17 protein-coding genes are annotated in these 21,054 nt (G+C 58.6%); 9 read left to right on the top strand and 8 right to left on the bottom strand.

What is annotated here, in order from left to right:
* The 3 genes from F6X42_RS43580 to F6X42_RS38415 all read left to right on the top strand — a co-directional run.
* Positions 1-226: hypothetical protein (locus F6X42_RS43580; RefSeq protein ID WP_222945887.1), on the top strand; the 226-nt coding region annotated here is incomplete at its 5' end.
* 792 nt (positions 227-1,018) lie between these two features.
* On the top strand, positions 1,019-2,512 hold the full coding sequence (locus F6X42_RS38420; RefSeq protein WP_187639077.1) for a hypothetical protein: 1,494 nt from the start codon (positions 1,019-1,021) through the stop codon (positions 2,510-2,512).
* A 330-nt stretch (positions 2,513-2,842) separates the two neighbouring features.
* On the top strand, positions 2,843-3,676 hold the full coding sequence (locus F6X42_RS38415; RefSeq protein WP_187639076.1) for a hypothetical protein: 834 nt from the start codon (positions 2,843-2,845) through the stop codon (positions 3,674-3,676).
* Positions 3,677-3,954: 278 nt separating this feature from the next.
* On the opposite strand, the gene F6X42_RS38410 is transcribed toward F6X42_RS38415, so the two are convergent.
* From F6X42_RS38410 to F6X42_RS45440, 6 genes are all read right to left on the bottom strand, one after another.
* Positions 3,955-4,431: a hypothetical protein gene (locus F6X42_RS38410; RefSeq protein WP_187639075.1), complete on the bottom strand. Its 477-nt coding sequence runs from the start codon at positions 4,429-4,431 to the stop codon at positions 3,955-3,957.
* Between the two features lie 40 nt (positions 4,432-4,471).
* Positions 4,472-6,241 (bottom strand): outer membrane protein assembly factor BamB family protein, encoded by a 1,770-nt coding sequence (locus F6X42_RS38405; RefSeq protein ID WP_187639074.1) that lies wholly within the window; start codon positions 6,239-6,241, stop codon positions 4,472-4,474.
* Positions 6,238-8,013, bottom strand: a complete 1,776-nt coding sequence (locus tag F6X42_RS38400; RefSeq protein ID WP_187639073.1) for an alpha-amylase family protein — start codon at positions 8,011-8,013, stop codon at positions 6,238-6,240. The genes F6X42_RS38405 and F6X42_RS38400 overlap by 4 nt, the downstream gene beginning before the upstream one ends.
* A 226-nt stretch (positions 8,014-8,239) precedes the next feature.
* Positions 8,240-9,847, bottom strand: coding sequence for a S10 family peptidase (locus F6X42_RS38395; protein ID WP_187639072.1), 1,608 nt, complete (start codon positions 9,845-9,847; stop codon positions 8,240-8,242).
* A 967-nt stretch (positions 9,848-10,814) separates the two neighbouring features.
* Positions 10,815-11,567, bottom strand: a complete 753-nt coding sequence (locus tag F6X42_RS38390) for an IS6 family transposase (RefSeq protein WP_187639079.1) — start codon at positions 11,565-11,567, stop codon at positions 10,815-10,817.
* A gap of 134 nt (positions 11,568-11,701) precedes the next feature.
* The gene (locus F6X42_RS45440; RefSeq protein WP_281394091.1) at positions 11,702-11,827 is read right to left on the bottom strand and encodes a hypothetical protein; all 126 of its coding nucleotides are present in this window, start codon (positions 11,825-11,827) and stop codon (positions 11,702-11,704) included.
* Between the two features lie 591 nt (positions 11,828-12,418).
* On the opposite strand from F6X42_RS45440, the gene F6X42_RS38385 reads away from it, so the two are divergent.
* The 5 genes from F6X42_RS38385 (at position 12,419) to F6X42_RS38365 (ending at position 17,977) form a co-directional block, all read left to right on the top strand.
* Positions 12,419-13,153, top strand: coding sequence for a hypothetical protein (locus tag F6X42_RS38385; protein ID WP_187639071.1), 735 nt, complete (start codon positions 12,419-12,421; stop codon positions 13,151-13,153).
* Positions 13,154-13,589: 436 nt separating this feature from the next.
* Positions 13,590-15,434, top strand: coding sequence for a chitobiase/beta-hexosaminidase C-terminal domain-containing protein (locus F6X42_RS38380; RefSeq protein ID WP_187639070.1), 1,845 nt, complete (start codon positions 13,590-13,592; stop codon positions 15,432-15,434).
* A 322-nt stretch (positions 15,435-15,756) separates the two neighbouring features.
* Positions 15,757-16,287: a histidine phosphatase family protein gene (locus F6X42_RS38375; RefSeq protein ID WP_187639069.1), complete on the top strand. Its 531-nt coding sequence runs from the start codon at positions 15,757-15,759 to the stop codon at positions 16,285-16,287.
* Positions 16,288-16,380: 93 nt separating this feature from the next.
* On the top strand, positions 16,381-16,989 hold the full coding sequence (locus tag F6X42_RS38370; RefSeq protein WP_187639068.1) for a hypothetical protein: 609 nt from the start codon (positions 16,381-16,383) through the stop codon (positions 16,987-16,989).
* 289 nt (positions 16,990-17,278) lie between these two features.
* On the top strand, positions 17,279-17,977 hold the full coding sequence (locus tag F6X42_RS38365) for an IS6 family transposase (protein ID WP_187639067.1): 699 nt from the start codon (positions 17,279-17,281) through the stop codon (positions 17,975-17,977).
* Positions 17,978-18,154: 177 nt separating this feature from the next.
* On the opposite strand, the gene F6X42_RS38360 is transcribed toward F6X42_RS38365, so the two are convergent.
* Together F6X42_RS38360 and F6X42_RS38355 are read right to left on the bottom strand one after the other, a co-directional pair.
* Positions 18,155-18,538 (bottom strand): VOC family protein, encoded by a 384-nt coding sequence (locus F6X42_RS38360; RefSeq protein ID WP_187639066.1) that lies wholly within the window; start codon positions 18,536-18,538, stop codon positions 18,155-18,157.
* A 341-nt stretch (positions 18,539-18,879) separates the two neighbouring features.
* Positions 18,880-19,278: a GFA family protein gene (locus F6X42_RS38355; RefSeq protein ID WP_187639065.1), complete on the bottom strand. Its 399-nt coding sequence runs from the start codon at positions 19,276-19,278 to the stop codon at positions 18,880-18,882.
* A gap of 969 nt (positions 19,279-20,247) precedes the next feature.
* Between F6X42_RS38355 and istA the strand changes: the two genes are divergently transcribed.
* On the top strand, positions 20,248-20,997 hold the full coding sequence (gene istA, locus F6X42_RS38350) for an IS21 family transposase (protein WP_222945884.1): 750 nt from the start codon (positions 20,248-20,250) through the stop codon (positions 20,995-20,997).
* Positions 20,998-21,054 lie beyond the last annotated feature (57 nt).

Raw genomic sequence — 21,054 nt, 5'->3', positions numbered from 1 at the left:
GTCTGCCAGCTTGACGAGTTCAGGATCGGGTTTTTCTCTTTTGTTGCGTTTCGCTACGGTCATCTGTGCTCCTGTTGCTGACAGTTTCCTGCCAAATGACCGTTTACACAAAAATTTTTACACCCTCGATGATCTGGCTCAGACCGGGCGTGGCAGATGGATTTGCGTTCAAGAAGCGTGCTCCCGTCGTTCGCTTGAAGTCCGACCTGCTTTTCTGCTTCGTTGATGATGATCTTCTCTTCGTTGATACGCGCTCTGCCATTCGGGGCATGCTCGCGGCAGCACTCGCAGATAAGACGCGGCGACGCCGCAATTTTTCTAATGTACGGGCCCGTCGGCCCTCCGGCAAAGTCTATCGGGCCTGCCGGATTGGCGCAGCAAATCTCGCCGATCACCCTTTGCTTGTTCGCTGCCGCGATTAGCGTGCGGCGTACCTATCCTGGCGTAAAAGCGCAGCGCCGCAAACCCAGCCGTACGAGAGCCCCTTTCCGGCCACCCGAACCGCCTCTTGTGAAACTGCGCCGGCGCTTTTTCCATTCCCGGAGTGATCGTAGAAAGCTTACTGGCAATCGGCAAAGTCTTTAGACATTCCCACGCGCCGGCGGCAAGGGTGTTTGCCACAACTTCCACGATGCACCCAAAAAATAGATGCGCAGTACGTATCGTCGACGACGCGTCGAGACGTTCTCCTAGCCGTTTCGCGTTGCTAACCATCGCCAAACCATAGTAGAGAAGCGACAAAAGACGGCACCCGCGCAGTTTCTCTGACAATCTTGATCTTACAACCGTCATTCATAAAAACAGTCCACGTCGACCCAATCGGATCGTAACGGCAGGATGCTTCGTCGGGAATTCTGCATCAACCAGACCATAAGTTTGGAATCCATATGTAAGCGCGAACTGCGGTGGGCACGCCAACCCGTCCATGAAAAACGGTGATCACACGGGATCAAAGCAGGCGAATTCTGACGCGGAGGCGCCCATGAATGCGACCAACGGCGAAAATTCGAGTTTGAACTTGAGAGACGATATCGCCCGCTGCGAGCTCTGCATCTCGCTCGCAGCACGCGCAGGCGTGCGAATTCCCGAAAACATCCTGCGCGCCGCGAAGAAAGCACGCGCGGATCGGGAGCAAGGCGAGCTTAGCCCCGAAAGAGAGTCCGAGTTCTATCATGCGATGGCGTATATCGTGGCGAAAGCACCCTATCCCACCGCGAAAGTCGCGGACGATCTGAAACGGTGCTCGGAGGTTGTGTCGCACGCAGGACTCAACGGCAAGAAGCTCGCGCAATCGGATGTCGATGCGCTCGCCGCCGCGCGCCAGGCGCAAAGAGATTTCACGTGGTCTCCCACGGTCGAAGTGCCGTTCTATGATGCGATGAGCCGAATCACCGAAGCGGTCGCGCCGGTCGTCGGTGAAACGGTCGGTGACGAAGCGCGCAAAGGCGCGCGCAAAGCGATCAGGAATTATTCGTTCTCCGCGGCGGCGCTCACTTTGCTCGTGCTCGCGCTTTCGTGCCTTCTGTTCGCGATCAAGGAGATATCGGACGATATCAAGGTCGGGATCCAGAGCAACGACCCGATCGCCCTCATGATGCACAATCAGTTGCAGGCTTATGACGCAGCGATCAAGAAGGCGAACGAGAATCCTACGCACGACGCACTGGCGCAGGTGCAGAATTCGCCCGAAGCAGATGCGATCAAGGAAACTCTGCAGAAATTCGCGACGAACAACCGTCAACTCTATTCCGACATTCAACGAACGGGGACCATCAGCAAGCTTTTCTTCTCGGTGCCGAATGCGGTTGGGGAGTGGCTCTATAGGCGCCTCGGCAAAGATTGGGGAGACGGCTGGGGCATGGTGAGAGCACAATATGCGAATCCGAAGAATTGCCGCAACGCGGCCATCGGAGGGTCTGCCCCGTCCGCCAATTGGGAGTGCTCGACTGATTCCATGCGCGCCGCACTGGAGATCGATATACCATTGTTCAACATCGGACTCTCGCCCGACAAGAAAACGGTGATTCCCGAAGACACGGTGAATCAGGGCTTTCAAAAAATCGCCGTCTACCAACAGATTCGCGCGACGGCGAAGTATGCGCAGGACAATATCCTGACCTTGGTCGGAATGACGACGGGTTTCGTGCTGCCGATCCTGTACGCATGGCTCGGCGCTAACGCCGCGATCCTGCGCAAGCTGCGCGACGACACCGCCGCGTGCCTCTTTCATCCAGAATATTCAAAAGTCGCCAATCGTTCGCATGTAATCACTGCCGTGATCGTCGGCATCTCCATCGGACTATTCAGCGACATCGTGCAGGAGGGAAAGACGCTGTCTCCACTGGCAATCGCGTTCATCGCCGGCTACGCATCGGACAGGTTCTTCCAGTTCCTGGATCGCCTCGTGGCGACGCTGTTTCCGTCGGACGCAAGCCAGGGCCAGCAGCTGTCACAGCATGGGGGCGAAAGCCAACCGCGCGAGGAAGTCACGCGGCAACCCGCGCCGTCTTGAGCAAATTCACGCAGACCGCGCTGATGGCTGCTGTGTAACCCGGGCCGGCATCCGATCAGCGCCGCTATTTGCCGGCACGCCGTCCATCGGGCGTTTCATAGACGGCAGGCATGGGCAAATCGGATGCCTCTATGCGCCGATCGCTTGTGGTGTTTGGGTGCGTTGGGGCTGCACGTTGCACTGTACGGTTGCGAGCAGGCTCAGGAGTATGTGCCGCTCGACTCACGCTTTGCCTCAGTTCTCACGCGGAGACGATGCGGAAAGACCGGGCAGATTCTTGCCCGACACGGCTCTTACGTGCGAGCTAAATCGAATGAACAGGAGGCACTTATGTTGGCAACGAAAGTCGGGCTCGTCGACACGACGGGTACAGTCGATACTGAAACGATGGCCGCGGTGGCTGCGGCATTGAATGTGCAGGTGACACGGGATTTGCCGAAATTCTGGCCGGTCAGTGCCTCGGTCTCATATCTGGCCAATCCCAAAAAGATCCCCCAGGGCGTATGGCCCGTCCAACTGGTCAAGAGCCTGCCTCCGGACGAAGGGGGCTTTCATATGACTCGCCATAACCAGCCCTACGCGAAAGTCATTGTCACGCCTGGCAGCGAAGAATGGGCAGTCGATGCAAGTCACGAAACCATAGAAATGCTTATCGACCCGAATGGTAATCGGCTACAGACCTCGAACTCGATCGAAATCGCAAACGACAAGATCCAGGATGGCACGGGTCGATTCGAATATCTGGTTGAGGCCTGCGATCCGTGTGAAGCCGACGCTTACACCTACATGATTGATGGCATAGCGGTGTCCGACTTCATTACGCCGCACTTTTATGACCCCAAGGTCGCCCCGGACGCCCGGTACAGCTTTACGGGAGCAGTCGAGCGTCCGAGACAGATTTTGCCGGGCGGCTACATCAGCTGGGTGGACCCGGCGACCAACGAGATGCAGCAGATACTCTGGGTTGATCCGAACCAACCACCCGTCCTGCACAATCTCGGACCGGCAACGGGAGGGAGTTTGCGTCTTTTCATCGAGTCCCAGACCTATCATAAGAGCCATGAGAAACGTCTGGCGCTGAAGCCGGAGGTCAAAGCAAAAAGAGCCGCCTATCAGGAAGCGCTAGCCGCCGCAGCCAAGGCGCGCGCCGATCACTATAAGTGAAGACATGCAGGCATCTCTCTGAACCGCTCTCATAGAACGCCGAAGGCGAGGAACCGTAACGATTTGCCGCTCTTTTTTCCACGAGTTCCTCGCCTTGACGTACCGGTTGTCACGGTTCTGGCGTCAGCGGTCGCTTCGGGGCGGCGCCTACGCCTGAATGCCGCACAAGCCACAACCTGTGAGCTCGAAGCACTCGCCGACGGATAGGTCGGCGACTGGTCCGCCAAGGGCGCCGCCACGTCATGCTTTGCGCGAGCAACGTCATAAGGGTGAGCCCCTTACCACGGTGCGGGACAGATCTGCGTTCTCCGGCAAGGCGCGGACCATTGCGACATGTCCGTCTCTTGCGCGCATGGCCAGGCGCCCGAGAGGAGCCTAAACAGGATCGCACCGACCGATAGTCCGCATAACGCAAGCGTCGCGCTACTGACGCCGTCGGCTATTACATCATTCAGTACGACGCCAGCCCCAAGGTTGTCGAGACTGAGCACTGCCGGCACCACATTGATCCACAATCGATAACGGCGCGCAGCGAGTCCGAGCAGCGCTGCACAACATAGCCAGACCACCACGGTCGCAGACGCAGGCAGCATGGGGCCAAACGCAACGCTCATGACCGATGCACAGGCATCCCACAGACCAAACGCAAGTGCGAGTTTGAGCCTCGTGCTCCAGGCCAGCGATGTCACGCCAATGACGATGCAACAGACAGCGCTGTCGAGTCCGAGGACGAAGATCGACGCAGGGTTGTTCATGATTCGCTCCCGAGAACGTGTACAACGGCACGATGTTCAGTCAAGCCAGGGTCAGGACCAGCAGCTCGCCGCCGTATGTCGGCACCAGCACCCGGCCGTCGACTGCGATAGGCCGGTTGAACTTCGGGTGTAGCAGATTCCAGTTCCAGTCCTGCGAGTCCCATAGCGGTACGAGCTGCCCGCTGCCATCAGCGTAGCGCCCGAAGTTTTCGGCATCGTAGGCGAGCAGGCGCGAGTTCGTAATCGTCGTATTGGCATTCCCGTAAGGCACCATCGCCCAGACGATGCCCGCTTCGCCGCCGTTGGCTGACAACACAATGCTCCATCCCGGCATACCCCCATAAGGATCCGTGCACTGCGCCGACGCATAGACTTCGCTGCATGCGAGGTACACCGACAACTTGTCTGGATTCAGTTGCCATGCGCGCAAGTTGCCGTTCTCGCCGCCGCAATAGTGCATCCATCCGCGCGTGGCTGATTTCCATACGACCGGCGTGCCGTGCAGATGGTGACTGCGGTGCGCAGCATACACGTTGAGCGCGGCCGGATCGGTGGGCGCCGGGTTGATCGAAGGATCGTAGTAGGTATAGAGAATGGGCGGAGCGGCCAGTTTCGCAAAATTCGCTGCCACATGAGCCGACGCGAGATCGGCCTGACTCGTATTGCCGGGCTGATCGAGACGGACCGTGTAAAGAATGCCATCCTTGCCGGAAACGAGCGCGACGCCGAGTTCCTCGATGAGCACAATGCCGGATGCACCCAGATCCTGATCGCTCCACGTCTCGTCCATAGCCTCCATCCCGAGGCTCGCCAGATAGGGTCCCACGCGAAAATTTGACGGCATGCGCCTGGGCAACAGGGCGGCGACAGCTTCGCCGCCCGGGTTCTTGCCCATGCGCCCATCATCCGTCCATGGGGTCCACCACCCGGTCACCTCGAACGTGCCGTTCCCCTTGTTTGCAGCCGGCGATAGATAGCGAAGGCGCACTACACTCTCGCCGAAATCGACGATGCCGTCGAACTCCCCATTGCCCGTGACGATCCAGATGGAGCCGTCGCTTTGAATGGCCGGTCCCGATCCGCTCATCCAGATCCCTCCTCCGCTCCCACGCGCCGTGGAGCACCAGGCGGCCGTCTGCTTCCAGGTGTGCGTATCTACCGCGATCAGCCAGCCGCGCGCTTCTTCGTCGGTTTCGGCAACGGTGCCGAAAGGTACGAGCACCGTGCCATCGACCAGCGCAAGCGCGGCGCGTTGCTTTCGTTCCCGCGACTTGAACTGGAGCGGACGCAGGTCATGGCCGGCGTCGAACGTCACGCCCTCGAAAGCAATTGGGGAATGCGTCTGCTGACCGGTCGCGATATCGAGCGATGCGAGGTAGTGCTGTCCATCGGCCCAGTTTCCATTTTCGCTCGACCAGTAGCACACGTAGAGGCGGTTCGTCGAGAGATCGATGACGGGCGTCGACAGAATGCCCCAGAGCACGTTGATCGGGTGCTCGTCGATTGCTGGTGCCTCGTTGATCGGCGTGCCGAGATGGGTCTTCCAGAGTTGCGCCCCTGTATCGGCATCCCAGGCGTAAACGTAGTTTCCCATCGTTGCCTGGAAGATCGTGTCGTGCGTGCCGCCTGCAATATGCGCGCCGGCGACATAGAGCGGCTGTGCTTCGTGCCGCGGATCGTCCGGCGTTTTAAGCACGTGCGCCTGCTTGATGCCACGCGAGCGCACTGCCTCAGGCGTCAGGATGCTCTCGTCAAGTTGTGCTCCCGTGCGGGCACCGTCGAACGATCGGGTCGTAACGGAGACATTCATGGCCGACTCTCCTCCATATGTTGCGCGCCCTGATAGGTGACTTTGAGTTCATAGGGCACCATACCTGCAAGCCCCGAGGCGTGCGCACTCAGTGTGTGCCATCCCTGCTGGCCGGTGATCGCCACGAGCGCCGCCGCAGGGTCGCCATGGTGGATAGTCTTGCTCGCGATCACGCCGCCATCGGGCGCGGCAATTTCGAGCGCTATCGAAGCGCCTTGCACCCACGCTGCCCCGTTCGGTTCGAGAACCGCGTGTATCGGGCTGCGCAACCCGGCATAGACCCGCGATGCGTTCACTGCGCCGTTTCTTAGAGCAGGTATATCGAGATCTTCAGCTCCAAAAAAAGTTTGTGACGTCGCGCGCGGCTGGAACTGAAACCCAGCGTCAAATCCCGACCGTGAAAACACAAGATAGCTTTGTCCCGAAAGATGCGCGTTGGACGGGATCGCGAAGCTCGCGCGACCCTGCGCATCGGTTTGAATGTCCGGATGCTTTCCCGTGTATTCGTGCAAGCTCACGTTTGCGTCAAACGCAGTTTCGCAAACAATTGTGTGCCCGCTCCTCGGGTCAAAATTGAGCGCTGTGAGCAGGCCGGGATAGCCCGTGCGTTCGAGCACGATTACATGACCGTCCAGATGCCTCGTGACCGTATTCCCGAACGCAAGCTTCTCGTGGATCCAGATCAGGTTGTCGATCCATGGCTTGAGACCATAGGCACCAGGCCACACGTCATTGCCGAAATAGTCCTTGCCATAGACGAACGGGTAGCCCTCTGTGGTCAGCAGAAACGCGTAGGCGAGCATCTTGTTGGAAATGATCTGCTCGCCCGGCGTCGTATCTGTATCAGGGTTATCGACGAAGGTGCAGGCAAGAAAAGGATTGCGGCTCGCGTAGCCCGCGCCGTCGAGCGCCGCAACGTTTGCACCGTCACACGCGGCCTGAAGAGCCCAATGCAGCGCGAAATCCGCGACCAGCGAGCGTGACCGCATCGGCGGTTGCGTTACCCAGGCGTCGAGCAACGCAGGATTGCCATCGAAGTATTCTGCGTAAGCGAACTTCGATGCCATCGGCCCCGAATGCATAAACTGCGACACGAACGGTGCCCACGTGCCTTTTACGTCGTCGAATCGCATGCCGTCCGCGTCCGTGGTTCGGAAGAGCCAGTCCCCGAAGTCGAGCGCATCATTGATTGTGTAGCCGGGCGGCTCGCAATTCTGATAGACCTTCTCCCTGCCGAAAGGGAAATCGTCCTTAGGTGCGGGTACGGCGTCTTCGGGACGAAACGGTGGGATGGGATCGTGGTTCCCGGTGCCGCCGCGAAAGCACCCCGGCTCCATCCGCCCACGACCGTTCAAGGTATGACGATCCGCGCCCAGATAGCGAAAAGTACCGGGGCCACCGTTTTCACCCATGAGTTGGTGAAGAACGATATCAAAGTACACATCCAGACCGACGGCATGACAGCATGCGATCATCCGGCGCAACGCGTCGGCGCCTCCATAGCGGGTCGAAATGCTTCCCTGCTGGGGTTTAACTCCAAGATCGCGCGGGTCGAAAACGCCGTAGCCATCGCATCCGGCGCCTTCGCCGCCTTGCGCCTTGCTCGCGGGAGGCAGTTGGAGGGCGGTGAAACCGGTTCGACGCAGGTTCGCTGCCGCGCTTGCGAGAAAGTCCCAAAGCCAGGGTACACCCGGTTCAGTGCTCGGCGCGGGAACCGTGACTTTCTCGCCGCCTTTCACGAAACGGCCCCAAGCGATGAGTGCCACGCCCATAATGATTCTCCTGCAGGCACGCTGGTGCGCTTCAGCCATTGATCACGGCGTTTGGCAGAAACGTCCTTTGCGTTGGCTGAGCGCGGCCAGACCGACCCGGCCCCATAAGCAACAGTGCGACGATCATCAGGATTAGTCGCCTGACGTTCGCGACATAGTCACAGCGCGCCCAGACACAAGATATCCATCAATGATCGACTTTCATGCCGATTGTTCTGTGAAATGTTCAGTACGGCGTGCGGCTCGAACGTTTGCGATACTTGATGGCGCCGGCTATGGCCTTGTGCTCAGTCTTGACTTTTGCCTTGATCGCCTCGACATGCGCCTGCGCATTTCCATAGAACGACGCAAGATCTCCTTTCATGGCCGTTCGCGACGCGTTGTCGAGATAAACCATATGGCCCGACGGATAATTACTGAACTTCAGATTGCTCTCGATCTGCGCGCTGTCGAGCGGCATGTTCTGGAAATTGATCAGGGTCTGGAAGAATGGCGTCACCGCATCGTGGTATCCATTCGCAGAAAACACCCTCAGGTAAGGATTGACGGCCATCGCAGCAGCCAGGTCTCCAGCGGTATAGAGACCAGCGCCACCCCTTTGCGCTCCCGTTGGATCGACATGGCTGAAATCCCAGTTTTCGAAAGCCAGATCATTCAGGTCCATGAACGGAGAAACGGATGTGTATTGCAATTCGTCGTTGAGGTACAGGTTCCACATCGCCGTGTAGACGCCACTCACCGCTGCCATTGTCGGGTCGTTGCCGCCGGAGGCGGGCGCGATGAACTCCGCAATGCCGGTGTCTTCGCCCGTCACGCGACCGTCATAAGCGCCGACGACCAACCCTTCGTCCAGCATAAGGCTCGTCAGGAACGCCGAACCGTTTCCCATTGATGGATTGAGCTTCCAGTATTTCAGGACCATTGCCGGAATGCCGAGCATGTCGCTCATCGTCTGAAGGACGTCAGGTGCGACATTGGGGAAGGCGTTCAACGCATCAACATACGGCCCCGTCGCGAATGCCTCCACTTGCTCCATGAAGCCGGGCAGATCCGCCGGAGCGGGTGACATGGTTACTTTCTTGTGGAACCATGCATCGGCCGCATAGGTCGGCAAGATGCCAATCGGGTTGCCTGCCTGCGAATAATCGAGAATCGAAGACTGCAGCACGATCCCGTTCAGATCGACGCCGTCCTCGTGCAGCATCCACGTGAGCACACAGGTACGTGGTGTCCCATATGATTCGCCGAACAGGTACTTTGGAGAGTTCCACCTGTTGAAGACAGTCAGATAACGCTTGATGAACTGCTTGATACAGCCTGCATCCTCATCGACGCCCCAGAAATCCTTATTGGTGTGTGGCTCGATCGCGGTCGAGTAGCCCGTGCCAACGGGATCGATAAACACGAGATCCGTGAGATCAAGCAGACTGTCCGGATTATCTTCGAGCGTGTATGGCGCCGGTGGCGTGAACTCCGGCATGCTCGTTTTAATCCGCCTCGGCCCGAAAGAACCTAACAGCAGAAAAACCGATGACGAGCCCGGTCCGCCGTTATAGAAAAATGTCACAGGTCGCGTGGATGGCGTCGCATCGTCGGCGGTAAACGACACGTAGAACAGTTTCGCGCCCGACCGTGAGCTGTAGGTATCGGTCGTCACAAGGTGACCGGCTCGCGCCGTGTACGCAATCGACTTTCCGTTGACATTCAGTGTGTGGTGAGTGACCGCGGCATTTTCAGTGGCATCGCTGATCGAATCGTCTGGACCGTACCCGTAAGGGGTGGCGTCCGCAAGGGGTTCATCGGGAACGACTTCCTTCTTTGCAACTGTGCTCATCGCAGATCTCCATATTCATTGCCGAGGTGTGCTCGCTTTGGGCCAGGAGCGAAAAACGGGCGCACGAACACACACCGGGTTATCGACACGATTGAGTCGGAACCCTTTCGTGCTTCATCCGTGACACGACGTGCGTTGAGCGATGCGAAGGGTTCTCACCCCAATCGCCGCGATTCGTGAATCGCCGATTGCGAAGTTGCCGGTCAGGTAAACGTCGGACGATCCGGATTCAATTTTTTGAAGTTTTTTCTGCGGGAATGTCGCGAAGTATAGGAAAGCGCGCCTCGATTCCAAGGAAATTTTTTATCACCTTGCGAGCGACACTTAACGCACACGACGCCCTATTCCTTCAGATGACGTGCAACATGGCAAACAGGAAGCGATCTCATTGTTGCGATGGCGCCAGCCGGGCATGCCAATCGCGCGCCGGACAAGATCGCGAGGGTCATGACGAAGGCTTTTCTGGGCCCGTTTTGGACGTTGATCGGGACGTCATCTCAACGACAGCTTTCCAACGCGAGTCATCCGCGATTTCGAGCTGGCGGACCGGTGAGGCTTCGGAGTTCTGCGCCACCGATGATAGTGGCATCATTGGCTCCCGGGTTTCGGAATTCACCTTTGTTTTGTCGGATATTCGCCTGGCACCGGCGAATATCGTTAACTACACTATTTTCTGCCGTGCAACTTTAACGTGCGGTCGACTCGCAAAATCCGCATCCGGCCCAGCTTTCTCACAACGGTCACAGCTTGGCGAACTCGTCCATGGTGGCTCCGATCTTCGTTGAGGCAGCCGATGGCTTCGGGGAGTATCGTGTGCCATAAATCTTCAGTGAGTTCGGAGAACAACTGGATCTCTAGCGGTTCTTCCGATTTTGCACACCGGAAGATCGATGTCTTTGACCCCGAGGGTATTGTCAACTTGTTAGCCGTCGTGCGGCCCAACATTCAGTACATAAGGATAGCTAACCTATGCGGAAAGTCGCTCCACCATCGGAGCGCCCGTCACGGTTTCCCAAGCCTCGAAGGCCTGGATGCGTAGCGCCCGCTTTGGCGTGGCGTCGGTGTGGTAACGGCAATGCGAGAACAGATTGGCTACCTGATCGTGGACCGAAGCGAAACGTTGCAGGTGACGCGCCGACTTGAAGCGGCGCATTACCTTCTCGCGCACCCGGGTCGGCTGGTGCGAGTTTTCCGCCCGGTTGTTCAGCCCCTTGTGCTGGCGGTGGTCGACGTTGATCCCCAGATCCCGGTTCGCCGCCGCGTAGTTCCTGAGTTTGTCGGTGATCAGTACACGTGGGGCGCGCCCGTGCTTCCTGAGCAACTTGCGCATCAGGCGCCTGGCCGCGTGCCGGTCGCGCCGGCTTTGCACCAGCACATCGAGCACCGCGCCATGCTGGTCCACTGCCCGCCAAAGCCAGTGTTTCTTCCCGTTGATCGGAACGACCACTTCATCAAGGTGCCACTTGTCGCCCCCGGCCAGGGCGGTGGACCGGACACGCCGGGCAATGCCCAGGCTGAACTTCACCGCCCAGCGCCGCACCGTCTCATACGTGAGTTCAATGCCGCGCGCGGCCAGCAACTCCTCGACCATGCGCAGGCTCAGCGGGAACCGGTAGTACAACCAAACCGCGTAGCTGATCACGTCGGGCGGGAAGCGATAGCCCGCATAGGAAATGGTGTCGGTGGCCGACGCGCGCTGCGGCAATGTATCTCGTTTCATACCTGAGATTGTCACCGCATCTCCCTCAACCTGCAAACAACGTGACAATACCGCTTTCATGGCGAGCGTCACATCAGGCGCAAAACCGAGCGTGGTTACCTGCTCGTCGCTCAGATGCTTGATCACTTCTCCGGTCATCCGCTGACCTGTCTGTCGGGAAAGCAGGTTAATCGCCGCTGGTAGAGGACCCGGTCAACCTCATCACAGATCACCACCACACTGTTGTTCGAGTGCAAGTCGATTCCGCCAAACTTGTCCATGCTGACCTCCCGTGCATCAAGTCGGTTTGGACCTTGACTTTACGCTGGCCGTCGCTGCTGGACCGAAAGCAGGCCGGCTATATGATTATCAGTACCGGCGCGAGCCATGTTGCCGCCGACGAACACTCAAAATTTACCCACTCCGATCGTTTTCTGGTTGTAGCTCACGGCGAGGCCGATCACCAAGCGCTAGTGTTCGCGCGGTGTTTGTTTACGAACGATTCATGACAGCTTGGCACCGTCCCGCACTGCGTTTTTTGCATTGCGGGTAGGACCATGAGTTGGCGAACACGAGCGTTTCCGGCCCGACGTGGCCATGCCGTTGGATTGCGGACAACCGGTCGGTTGAAGAAGCGCGGAGATAACGTCGGCGGTGTCCGTCGGGCGGAGCACGCCGACGTCGGCATAGCCGCGACGGCTTGAGCGGTTCGCAGCAGCGTCGGAGGAGCGGTGCAAGGTCACATCTAGGATTGAAGGGCAACAAGGACGTCTAGCAGGGCAAGTGGTCCGCGCTCGAACCCGATGCGCGTAATGACTCTTTTCGAGGCTTGAACCAATGCGGCAGAACGGCTAATTTCACAGGAGAGCAACATGGCAAGCATCAAGGTTTCAGTGATCAATGCAAGCACGGTTTTGACCGACGACGAGGTCAAGGCTGCGCTGCCGGCGCTACAGACTCAGGTTCACCAGCATTTTGCGCCGGCCTGGGGAATCGACGCGGATCTCACCTTTGTGCCCAAAAGGGGCAAGCCTGCCGCGGGCTCCTGGTGGCTCACCATCCTCGACAACTCGGACCAGGCGGGCGCGCTCGGCTACCACGACGTGACCAACGAGGGGCTTCCGCTCGGCAAGGTCTTTGCCAAGACCGACCAGCAATACAACAGCAAGTGGACGGTGACTGCAAGCCACGAGTTGCTGGAGATGCTCGCGGACCCGGAAATCAACCTCACGGTGTTCGTGCAGCCTAGCGCGACGCAGGGCGTACTCTATGCGTATGAAGTCTGCGATGCCTGCGAGGCGGACCAGCTGGGCTACGACATCAACGGGGTAACGGTTACGGACTTCGTTTTTCCGTCGTGGTTCGAGGCGTTCCGTCCGGCGGGAAGCACGCAGTTCGACTACCGAAAGCATCTACAGAAGCCGGTTCCCGCGCTTATGCCTGGCGGTTACATCGGCGCTTTCGACGTGACATCGGGAGGCGGCTGGAATCAGCTCACGGCACAAGGCCACCCGTTGGCCTATCAGATGCGCGCGAAGGTCGGAACCCGCAGAGAGCGACGCAGGACGCCGCGCGACCAGTGGCTCAAGAGCGGCGTGGAATTCTGACACCTCCTGCCGGAATACGATGCGCCGCTCGCCGCAGCACGGGGCGCGGCCGAAGCGCGACACGTCCGCACGCGTGTGCGGGGGCCCATTTTGAACCGCTGCAAGACACAGTGTCGCGACGAGTGATGACAGTCGTGCCGATCCCGTCCTCGGCCACGATCGTCATTGGTCTTCAAGGCGATGTCTAGTCGAAGCGTTTGCGACGCAAAGTGGAGAGGACCTGCATTTGCAGATAACCGACGGATCTTCTGTGAGCGCAGTGAAGCGGTTCCATGCGCCAAAGTGTGCGGCGAGCTGTTTGCGATCGAGCGAGGCGCGTAATAGATGTAGCTTGGGCGCGAAGTGCTGCCGGATCGGGCAAGCTCGACAGGACGGCCTGCGTGCGTTCACGAATCCGGAAGCCACGCATCCGCCAGTTCTTTTAACGGAGCATTAGATGAACGACTTTCCTGCTGACTTTTCGAATCCTAGCACCCTGACCGGATTTGGCGGCGACCGCTCGAAGACGCAAGCGCAGCATCGGGCTTTACTTAAGAAGACCCCAGTCGTCCTTGTCCATGGCAACGCCGGTAACTCGGCCCACCCCAAGTGGGGCATGGTAACGATGAAGGGGTACCTGAAAGGCGAGGGCTATCAGGACTGCGAGATCTGGGCCATGGACTATCTGGGCGAGAACAACAGCGCCCAGGATATAAGCGACCCGCATCGCAACCACATTGAACAATTCGGCCTCTTCGTCGATGGGGTAAGGAATTATCTGGGTGTCAATAAACTGGACTTTATCGCGCACTCTCTCGGCTGCGGCATGGTCAACGCCTATCTGCGCGGCCTTCAAAGCAACGGCCAATGGGATAACAGTCAGCAGCGGCTGGAGGTCGCGAGTACATTTGTGTCGCTGGCCGGCGCCACCTATGGACTTGGCTCCGGCTCGATCAGCGAGTTCAAGACAGGCTCCGAGTTTGAGCAGCAGTCGCATGAGTTCAAAAACGCTTCCCAGGCTATCTTTGACGACTCGCCAGACGGCGAGAATATCGCAGCCGAACAAGAGGCTCCGGTGACCAGTTGGATCGCTGTCACGGAACTGGACAATGACGAAATCACCTACGTTGCCTTTATTGCGGCGGCCGATTTCGTCGACGTGCAGAACCCCGATACGGGACGCCGGGTAGGTGCCGACTTGAATAGGCGATTCAATCTCGGCAGCGGTCTCGATGGGCACGAAAAAATCATCAAAAGCCAAACCGTATTTGACGCTTTCAAGGCCTATTTGAACAAGAATCCTCCAGTTGCGCCGGCAAAGGTTACCGTAGACAAGGAAAGCGGCAGCTATGGGTCCGCGCTGCAGATTACGGTGACAGTTGCTCCGGTCACCGTAACGGCCCACTATACCGCAGAGCGCCTTACCAAGCAGTTCCAGGCAGGCTATATCAACCGCGCCGTGTCCGAGACGCACACCGGGACGCTGTCGAACGGGCAATCCCTAAACCTGTCGACTGATGGCATGTGGGAAGTGATGTTCGGGGCCGAGGGGGCCAACGACGTGCTGCGCACTTACGGGGTAGGCATTGTCCTGCCAGAGGTCAATATTCTTACCGACAATGCGACGCCGTTTATGAGCAGCCTGGACGTGGCCGCGTCCGCCACGCGCGGCGCCCCCTATTACAGCACGGATCGCCAGCACTGGATCGCTGGTTCCGTGGCAACGATTAACCGAACGGCCACAGTATCGTTTATCGCGAGCGATACGAATGGCATTGCCTCTGCCGTAGTGAGCCGCGCGTACGAGAAGCGTGTCGCGTGGACGGACAGCAAGACCGCGACCTTAACGGAGCATTTCATCGCGAGCCGGCTTTCCGTTGACGAGTATGTGTCGCGGGGGCTGCGGCTCGGCTTTAACGCCGTCATTACGCTCTACCTCGTGAATGGCAAGTGGGTACGTAATCCCGAGGTCCCGAGTATTACTACAGCAGCGCAACCGCTAGCTGCCCTCCCAGCCCGCGCCGCTATCTTGACCGCAGACAAGGCCAGCGGCGAATACGCGAGTGGTTTTGATGTGACGATCGCCGCAGCCAGCCCGGCGGGCAAATATGCCAAGGTCTACTACACGAAAGATGGCTCCGATCCTTCCGATTCGAAAAACACCAAGCGGGCGTCGTTCGACGCGCAGAAGACATTCAACATCGAGGACAACGGTCATCATTCGATCCTCTGCTATGCGGAGGACGGCACCGGCCACTGGGTGTTTGAATCGTTCGCTTGGTCGATCGGTGGCCAGCAATAATCCAGAGACAAGCATATCGCGATCTCGCGGCCGGACCTACGCCGGCCTGGTGCAGGTCAGGCCCCGCTCCTCGGGGAAATGGGAGTGAACAAAAGGTTCTGTTAACAGCCGGCATGAACAGTTTAGTGGAATTGACCTGCACTCGAACAACAGTGTGGTCGTGGTCAGCGATGACGCTGACCGGATCGTTTGCCAGCATCGACTACCGATCCGGTACAGATCCGGGCGGCGCTCGCGCTGTACCGCGAAGATCTGGTGGGGGTAGGTCCCCATGCATTGCGACATGCAGCGACATTCATGGACAGGAACTTGAGGTAAACAAATGAGCACACCCTCCTTCCCCAGCACCATTCTGATCATTCGCCATGGTGAAAAACCGGGCGATTCCGCGACGGACAGCCCGGCAGACGGGATCGATCTGTCCGCGCGGGGTTACGAGCGAGCAGCGGCGCTGGCACCATACGTCATCGCGACGTTCGGCGCGCCCGCCTTTCTCTTTGCGACCCAGGCGTCGAAACACAGCAATCGTCCCATTGAGACAATCACACCCTTGTCCCACGCGTTAGAGCTGCCGATCAACTCCGAATATGCCGACGCCGACTATGCAGCGCTCGCAAGCGCAATTCTCGGGGGTGGAACATACGCGGGGAAGCTCGGGTTCATTTGCTGGCACCACGGCACCATCCCTGCGTTGACTCAGGCATTGGGTGGTCAGCCGCCGGTCGCCCCTTGGCCTGGATCTGTCTTCGACCGTGTCTGGCAGCTGAGCTATCCGCCGGGTGCTGGGGGCGGACAGCTGCTCCCTGTTGCCAATCTTGCTCAAAAGCTTATGTTTGGCGATGAGAGTGTTTGAACGGTAATCGTTCGACGGCGCTTGTAGTTATCCACATCGTAACGGTTCTCATCTACAAGAAAGCAGCGGTCAACTCGATGAAGGGGATGTGATATGAAGCGGTCGCATATAGCAATACCCATCGCCAGCTTGACGCTGGTTTCCAATCTCGTCTTTGCCTGCGGCGCAGAGCGCTGGCCTGTGAAGACAGTAACGGACAAGGACAAGGAGGCCATCGTTGCGACGAGTGTCCCGGCAACGGTGAATCAGCTGTCCCAGATTCCTGCCCCCATCGATCCCTCAATCAAGCGCGATACCCGCTATGCTCCGACCGAGCTCGCAGTATACGAAATCACCGCCAGGATGACATTTATTAAGGTCGAGACCGACGAGGACTATCACGTCGTTCTCAAAGACGAGAAGGGCAACTCGATGATCGTCGAGTCCGTCTCACCTAACTGCGCACAGGGCAGTCGGTTCGAAAACGAAATCAAAGCCGTTCGAGAAACCATTGACAAGTCTGTCGGCACACTCGACAAACCCAAGACTGTGAGCAGGATGGTGACAGTGACCGGAGTCGGGTTCTTCGATCGCATACACGGGCAAACTGGTGTCGCGTCTAACGGCATTGAACTGCATCCGATCATCGGTATCATCTTCCACGATGCCACATCGCACATGGAGTTGCGCAATAAGGTGCAGTCGCGGACAGAGAAGGAGTAGCCGTTATGCAAGACGGCCCCGGCGTCGCAAGGCGGCTTCTTTGTGGATCCGGCGGGTCAGGCCCGGTACGTCAAGGTGCCAAAGTTGACCACGGTCACGAGAAACGAGGTGCTCGCCGCGAAGCTGTATCAGGCGGCCGGTGTGTGTCGGACCTTACGACGATCCGCGCATCCGCTGGCAGCGACCACTTTTCCGTCAACTGGTTGCGCGTTTCGAGCAGGCTCGGCGGTTCCGTCGCAATAGCGGCGGCTGGTATGCTGGGGGACCTTACAGAATGATGTGAACGACAATGAAAGCGCTCAGTCCGACGGTAGCCAAGGTCCTGAAGCGGTTGCACTATCCGCTTGAGATCATGTTGGTGTGCGTGCGTTGGTACGTGGCCTACCCGCTGAGCTTGCGCAATCTCGAAGAGATGATGGCCGAACGCGGGATCGCGGTCGATCATTCGACCGTTCACCGGTGGGCCATCAAGCTTCTGCCGGTGCTTGAAAAGGCGTTCCGCCGCTGCAAGCGCCCGGTCGGCAAGAGCTGGCGTGTCGACGAGACCTACATCAAAGTCAAGGGGCAATGGACCTATCTGTACCGCGCCGTCGACAAGGCCGGCAACACGGTTGACTTCCTGCTGCGAGCCAGGCGGGACAAGGAAGCGGCCCGACGGTACTTCGAGAAGGCCATCGACCAGAATGGCGCGCCCGAAACCGTAACCATCGACAAGAGTGGTGCCAATCTGGCCGGGCTGCACGCCGTGAACGCCGAGCGCGAGACGCCCATCAAGATCCGCCAAGTCAAGTATCTCAACAACATCGTGGAACAAGACCATCGGGCGATCAAGCGCCGTACCCGACCCATGTTGGGATTCAAGATATTTCGTTGTGCGCGCATCTTGTTAAGCGGCATTGAACTTATGCATATGATCGCCAAGGGGCAGATGAAAGACTGCGGCATCGGACAGGCTCCCGCGGAGCAGTTCTACTCGTTAGCACTATAAGTAGTCCTCAGCATGCCGGCCATTGTTCAACGCACTTTTCTTATTGCGACAGAACCTATATAGCGGCCAGATAATCCTGTGGAAAGCCGCCATTCAACGTTTAAGCGTGGCCCGAGGCCCGTCAGGGCCGATAGACATGCCTGCGACGAAGTGTGGGCGCCAATTCCCGTTGAACCTCTAGGCGCCAATTTTATAAGGGCGGGTCATGACCTCAAGCAAATGACCGTCAGGATCGTCGAAATACACTCCCCGGCCACCGTTGTGCAGATAGGTTTCGCCGGCACGTTGTTTGCCAGGGTCGGCCCAGTACCGAAGCCCTCGGTCACGAATACGAGAGAAGACCTGTTCGAATTCGTCTTCACTGGTCAGAAACGCGTAATGCTGCATGGAAATCGCGCTGTCGCTTTCGAAGAAGTCGAGCGAGACGTCATTTGCGAGCCGAACGACCAACATCTGCCCAAACTCGATAGGACTCGGCAGCCCTAGGATGTCCATGAGGAACTTTGTCGATTTCTGCTTATCGCGACACCAAACGATAGTGTGGTTTAGCTGTACGCTCACGTTTCGACCCTCACTGGTTGTGACCGAATATGCCCTTCTGCCCAAGAACGGCTTCTTTTCTCGCCATGGATACAACATAGCCGACGCCTGATGGCATTCAAATGAATTGAAACTACGACCGGCAGCTGATGGCCGAACCCGGTCCCATGACGAACTTCCGTAGACGACCCAGAGCTACCCATTTCCGAAAGCGGCCGTTCAACGTTCGAGGATATGGGCCACGAAGAACCGTCTTCCTGCGAGCCTTGTGTCTGAGCATAAGCCAACCACCAGGCGGCGGCCCAGGCCGCGCGCAACCCGTTTCGATAACCATCACAAAAGTGCAGCCGTGCTATTTGAATTCAGGTCTTGGAATAGCTGCCCTGGTGTTTCGGCAGTGCGTCAGATACATGAACCCACGGCAACTTCCTTGATGTCCAAGTGTGATGCTCGGGAGGAACCAGGTCCGGCACGTCGAGACTGCATGTCGTGATGTCAATCTCGTCGGGGAAATCGTCGTGTTGATAAGTCAATTGCGTGCCACAGTCCGGGCAGAAAGTTCGCAAAACCGCTTTACTGCTTGCGAAGCTCCTTGGTTCGCCATGGACGAACCGAAACTCGGATCGCTTGACGCTAAACCAGGCGACGAACGGGGCCGCAGATGCGCGGCGACAGTCTGCGCAGTGGCAAACTGTGGAATCGAAGGGTATATCCAGCACTTCATAACGGACTTCTCTGCAAAAACAGCGGCCTTTGAGCATTGCTCCCTCCGTGGCGTGACAGTCGCCCGATCGTATGCGCCCGGCCATGATAGAGGTCCGCGCTGAAGATCTCGCAGGGTCGATCGCGCACGTGGCAGTCGAACCAGAGGATAGCGCCTCGGTCGGCTGTTTCCTTTCCAAGGATAGCGGCAATTGTGAACGGCGGTCAGAATCCGACACCAGATGGCGGTGTCGATCAGAAACGGGAAACGAGTCTGATCTTCAGAGCGGTTTGGTGATGACTGGTCGGGATGCCGACGGGCGGTATCGGGTGCGTCGAAAGGAGCCCGAAGGGCGAGTGCAGACGCACCCGGCGCGGTGTGTTTCAGGAGGGGGTGACGCAGTAGTCTGGATGCGGTAGAAGAAGGTCTTACCTACCGCCGAAGAAACAGGCCCGACACCGGCCTAAACTGGCAGGTCCAATCCGGTGTCGAGCCCAGCACGCGCACGACGGGGTACGGGTGCCAGCGAAGTATTGCACGCCCCGTTAGCCCTGTCGATGTCGCATCGGCATTGACGGGGATTGCCGATGTCGGCGTCAGGCCGCCTCTTTGTGTGCGCCCGCTGCAGGGCGCAGGTCATCGTTTGCCGCCGTTGCGACCGCGGACAGATTTATTGCAATAGCGGATGCTCCCAGGTTTCGCGCCAGGCCAGCTTGCGCGAGGCCGCTCAGCGCTATCAGCGCAGTCGCCACGGCCGGTTTGCGCACGCCAAACGAATGCGCCGCTATCGCAGCCGCCAGAATAAAGTGACGCATCACGGTTCCGCCGTGCCTGCCGCCGATGCTCTACTGACACCGACTTCGACGACGTCGGCGGCCAAAGCACCGGTACCCACCACCGCCGCACCTCTGCCTGAGAATTGCCACTTCTGCCACTGCGCCGGTGCGGGCTTCGTGCGCCTCGGGCCGTTGCGCCGTCGGGTCTTCCGTGACGTTCGTACTGCTACTCACTGCACAGGGAGCGACCCATGACCATCGGAGTTGAACTCGAAGCGCAGATCCTGCGCTACTACCATGTCGAGAAGTGGCGCTGCGGCACCATCGCGCGCCAGTTACACGTACACCGCGGCACCGTCCAGCGCGTGCTGGCGCAGGCTGGACTGCCCCGGGTCGGCGCCGTGCTGCGGCCCTCGCAGATCGATGCCTACCTGCCGTTCATTCACGAGACCCTGAAGAAGTTTCCGTCACTCACGGCCAGTCGCCTGTATGCGATGGTCTATGAGCGCGGCTATCGGGGCAGTCATGATCACTTCAGACACCTGATCTCGCTCCATCGTCCACGTCCGGTGGCGGAGGCGTACCTTCGGCTTCGCACCTTGCCAGGAGAACAAGGTCAATGCGACTGGGCCAGCTTCGGTCATCTGCAGATCGGGCGTGCGCGCCGGCCCCTGATGGCCTTCGTGATGGTGCTGTCGTGGTCCAGGCAGATCTACCTGCGCTTCTTCCTCGATGCGCGCATGGACAGCTTCCTGGCCGGTCACGCCGGGGCCTGGGCGGCATGGTCCGGGTTGCCACGTATCGTCCTGTACGACAATCTTAAAAGTGCAGTGCTCGAACGTCGGGGCGACGCGATCCGCTTCAACCCGACGCTGCTCGCGTTCGCCGCGCATCATCATTACGAGCCCCGTCCGGTGGCCGTGCGCAGGGGGAACGAGTATGGTGTGGTAAAAAAAATGTCGCGGTGTCTCTCGATGACCCTGTATTGCCTCCCAGGTTGACGCGTCCATGACGACATAATTTCAGGCTGATACTGATATTCCACTGATCAACATTGG

This window comes from Paraburkholderia podalyriae, from assembly GCF_014397785.1.
Classification (GTDB): Bacteria; Pseudomonadota; Gammaproteobacteria; order Burkholderiales; family Burkholderiaceae; genus Paraburkholderia; species Paraburkholderia podalyriae.
Note: the sequence above shows the minus strand (reverse complement) of the source record. Positions and strands in the feature narration are given on the sequence as shown.

What these genes read in the sequence shown, in the direction of transcription:
- F6X42_RS38415 (WP_187639076.1), top strand. Translation starts at nt 2,843, where the DNA reads ATGTTGGCAACGAAAGTCGGGCTCGTCGACACGACGGGTACAGTCGAT.
- istA (WP_222945884.1), top strand. Translation starts at nt 20,248, where the DNA reads ATGACCATCGGAGTTGAACTCGAAGCGCAGATCCTGCGCTACTACCAT.
- F6X42_RS38405 (WP_187639074.1), bottom strand. Translation starts at nt 6,241, where the DNA reads ATGAATGTCTCCGTTACGACCCGATCGTTCGACGGTGCCCGCACGGGA.
- F6X42_RS38370 (WP_187639068.1), top strand. Translation starts at nt 16,381, where the DNA reads ATGAAGCGGTCGCATATAGCAATACCCATCGCCAGCTTGACGCTGGTT.
- F6X42_RS38355 (WP_187639065.1), bottom strand. Translation starts at nt 19,278, where the DNA reads ATGCTCAAAGGCCGCTGTTTTTGCAGAGAAGTCCGTTATGAAGTGCTG.
- F6X42_RS38400 (WP_187639073.1), bottom strand. Translation starts at nt 8,013, where the DNA reads ATGGGCGTGGCACTCATCGCTTGGGGCCGTTTCGTGAAAGGCGGCGAG.
- F6X42_RS38390 (WP_187639079.1), bottom strand. Translation starts at nt 11,567, where the DNA reads ATGAAACGAGATACATTGCCGCAGCGCGCGTCGGCCACCGACACCATT.
- F6X42_RS45440 (WP_281394091.1), bottom strand. Translation starts at nt 11,827, where the DNA reads ATGGACAAGTTTGGCGGAATCGACTTGCACTCGAACAACAGTGTGGTG.
- F6X42_RS38375 (WP_187639069.1), top strand. Translation starts at nt 15,757, where the DNA reads ATGAGCACACCCTCCTTCCCCAGCACCATTCTGATCATTCGCCATGGT.
- F6X42_RS38410 (WP_187639075.1), bottom strand. Translation starts at nt 4,431, where the DNA reads ATGAACAACCCTGCGTCGATCTTCGTCCTCGGACTCGACAGCGCTGTC.
- F6X42_RS38365 (WP_187639067.1), top strand. Translation starts at nt 17,279, where the DNA reads ATGAAAGCGCTCAGTCCGACGGTAGCCAAGGTCCTGAAGCGGTTGCAC.
- F6X42_RS38385 (WP_187639071.1), top strand. Translation starts at nt 12,419, where the DNA reads ATGGCAAGCATCAAGGTTTCAGTGATCAATGCAAGCACGGTTTTGACC.
- F6X42_RS38395 (WP_187639072.1), bottom strand. Translation starts at nt 9,847, where the DNA reads ATGAGCACAGTTGCAAAGAAGGAAGTCGTTCCCGATGAACCCCTTGCG.
- F6X42_RS38380 (WP_187639070.1), top strand. Translation starts at nt 13,590, where the DNA reads ATGAACGACTTTCCTGCTGACTTTTCGAATCCTAGCACCCTGACCGGA.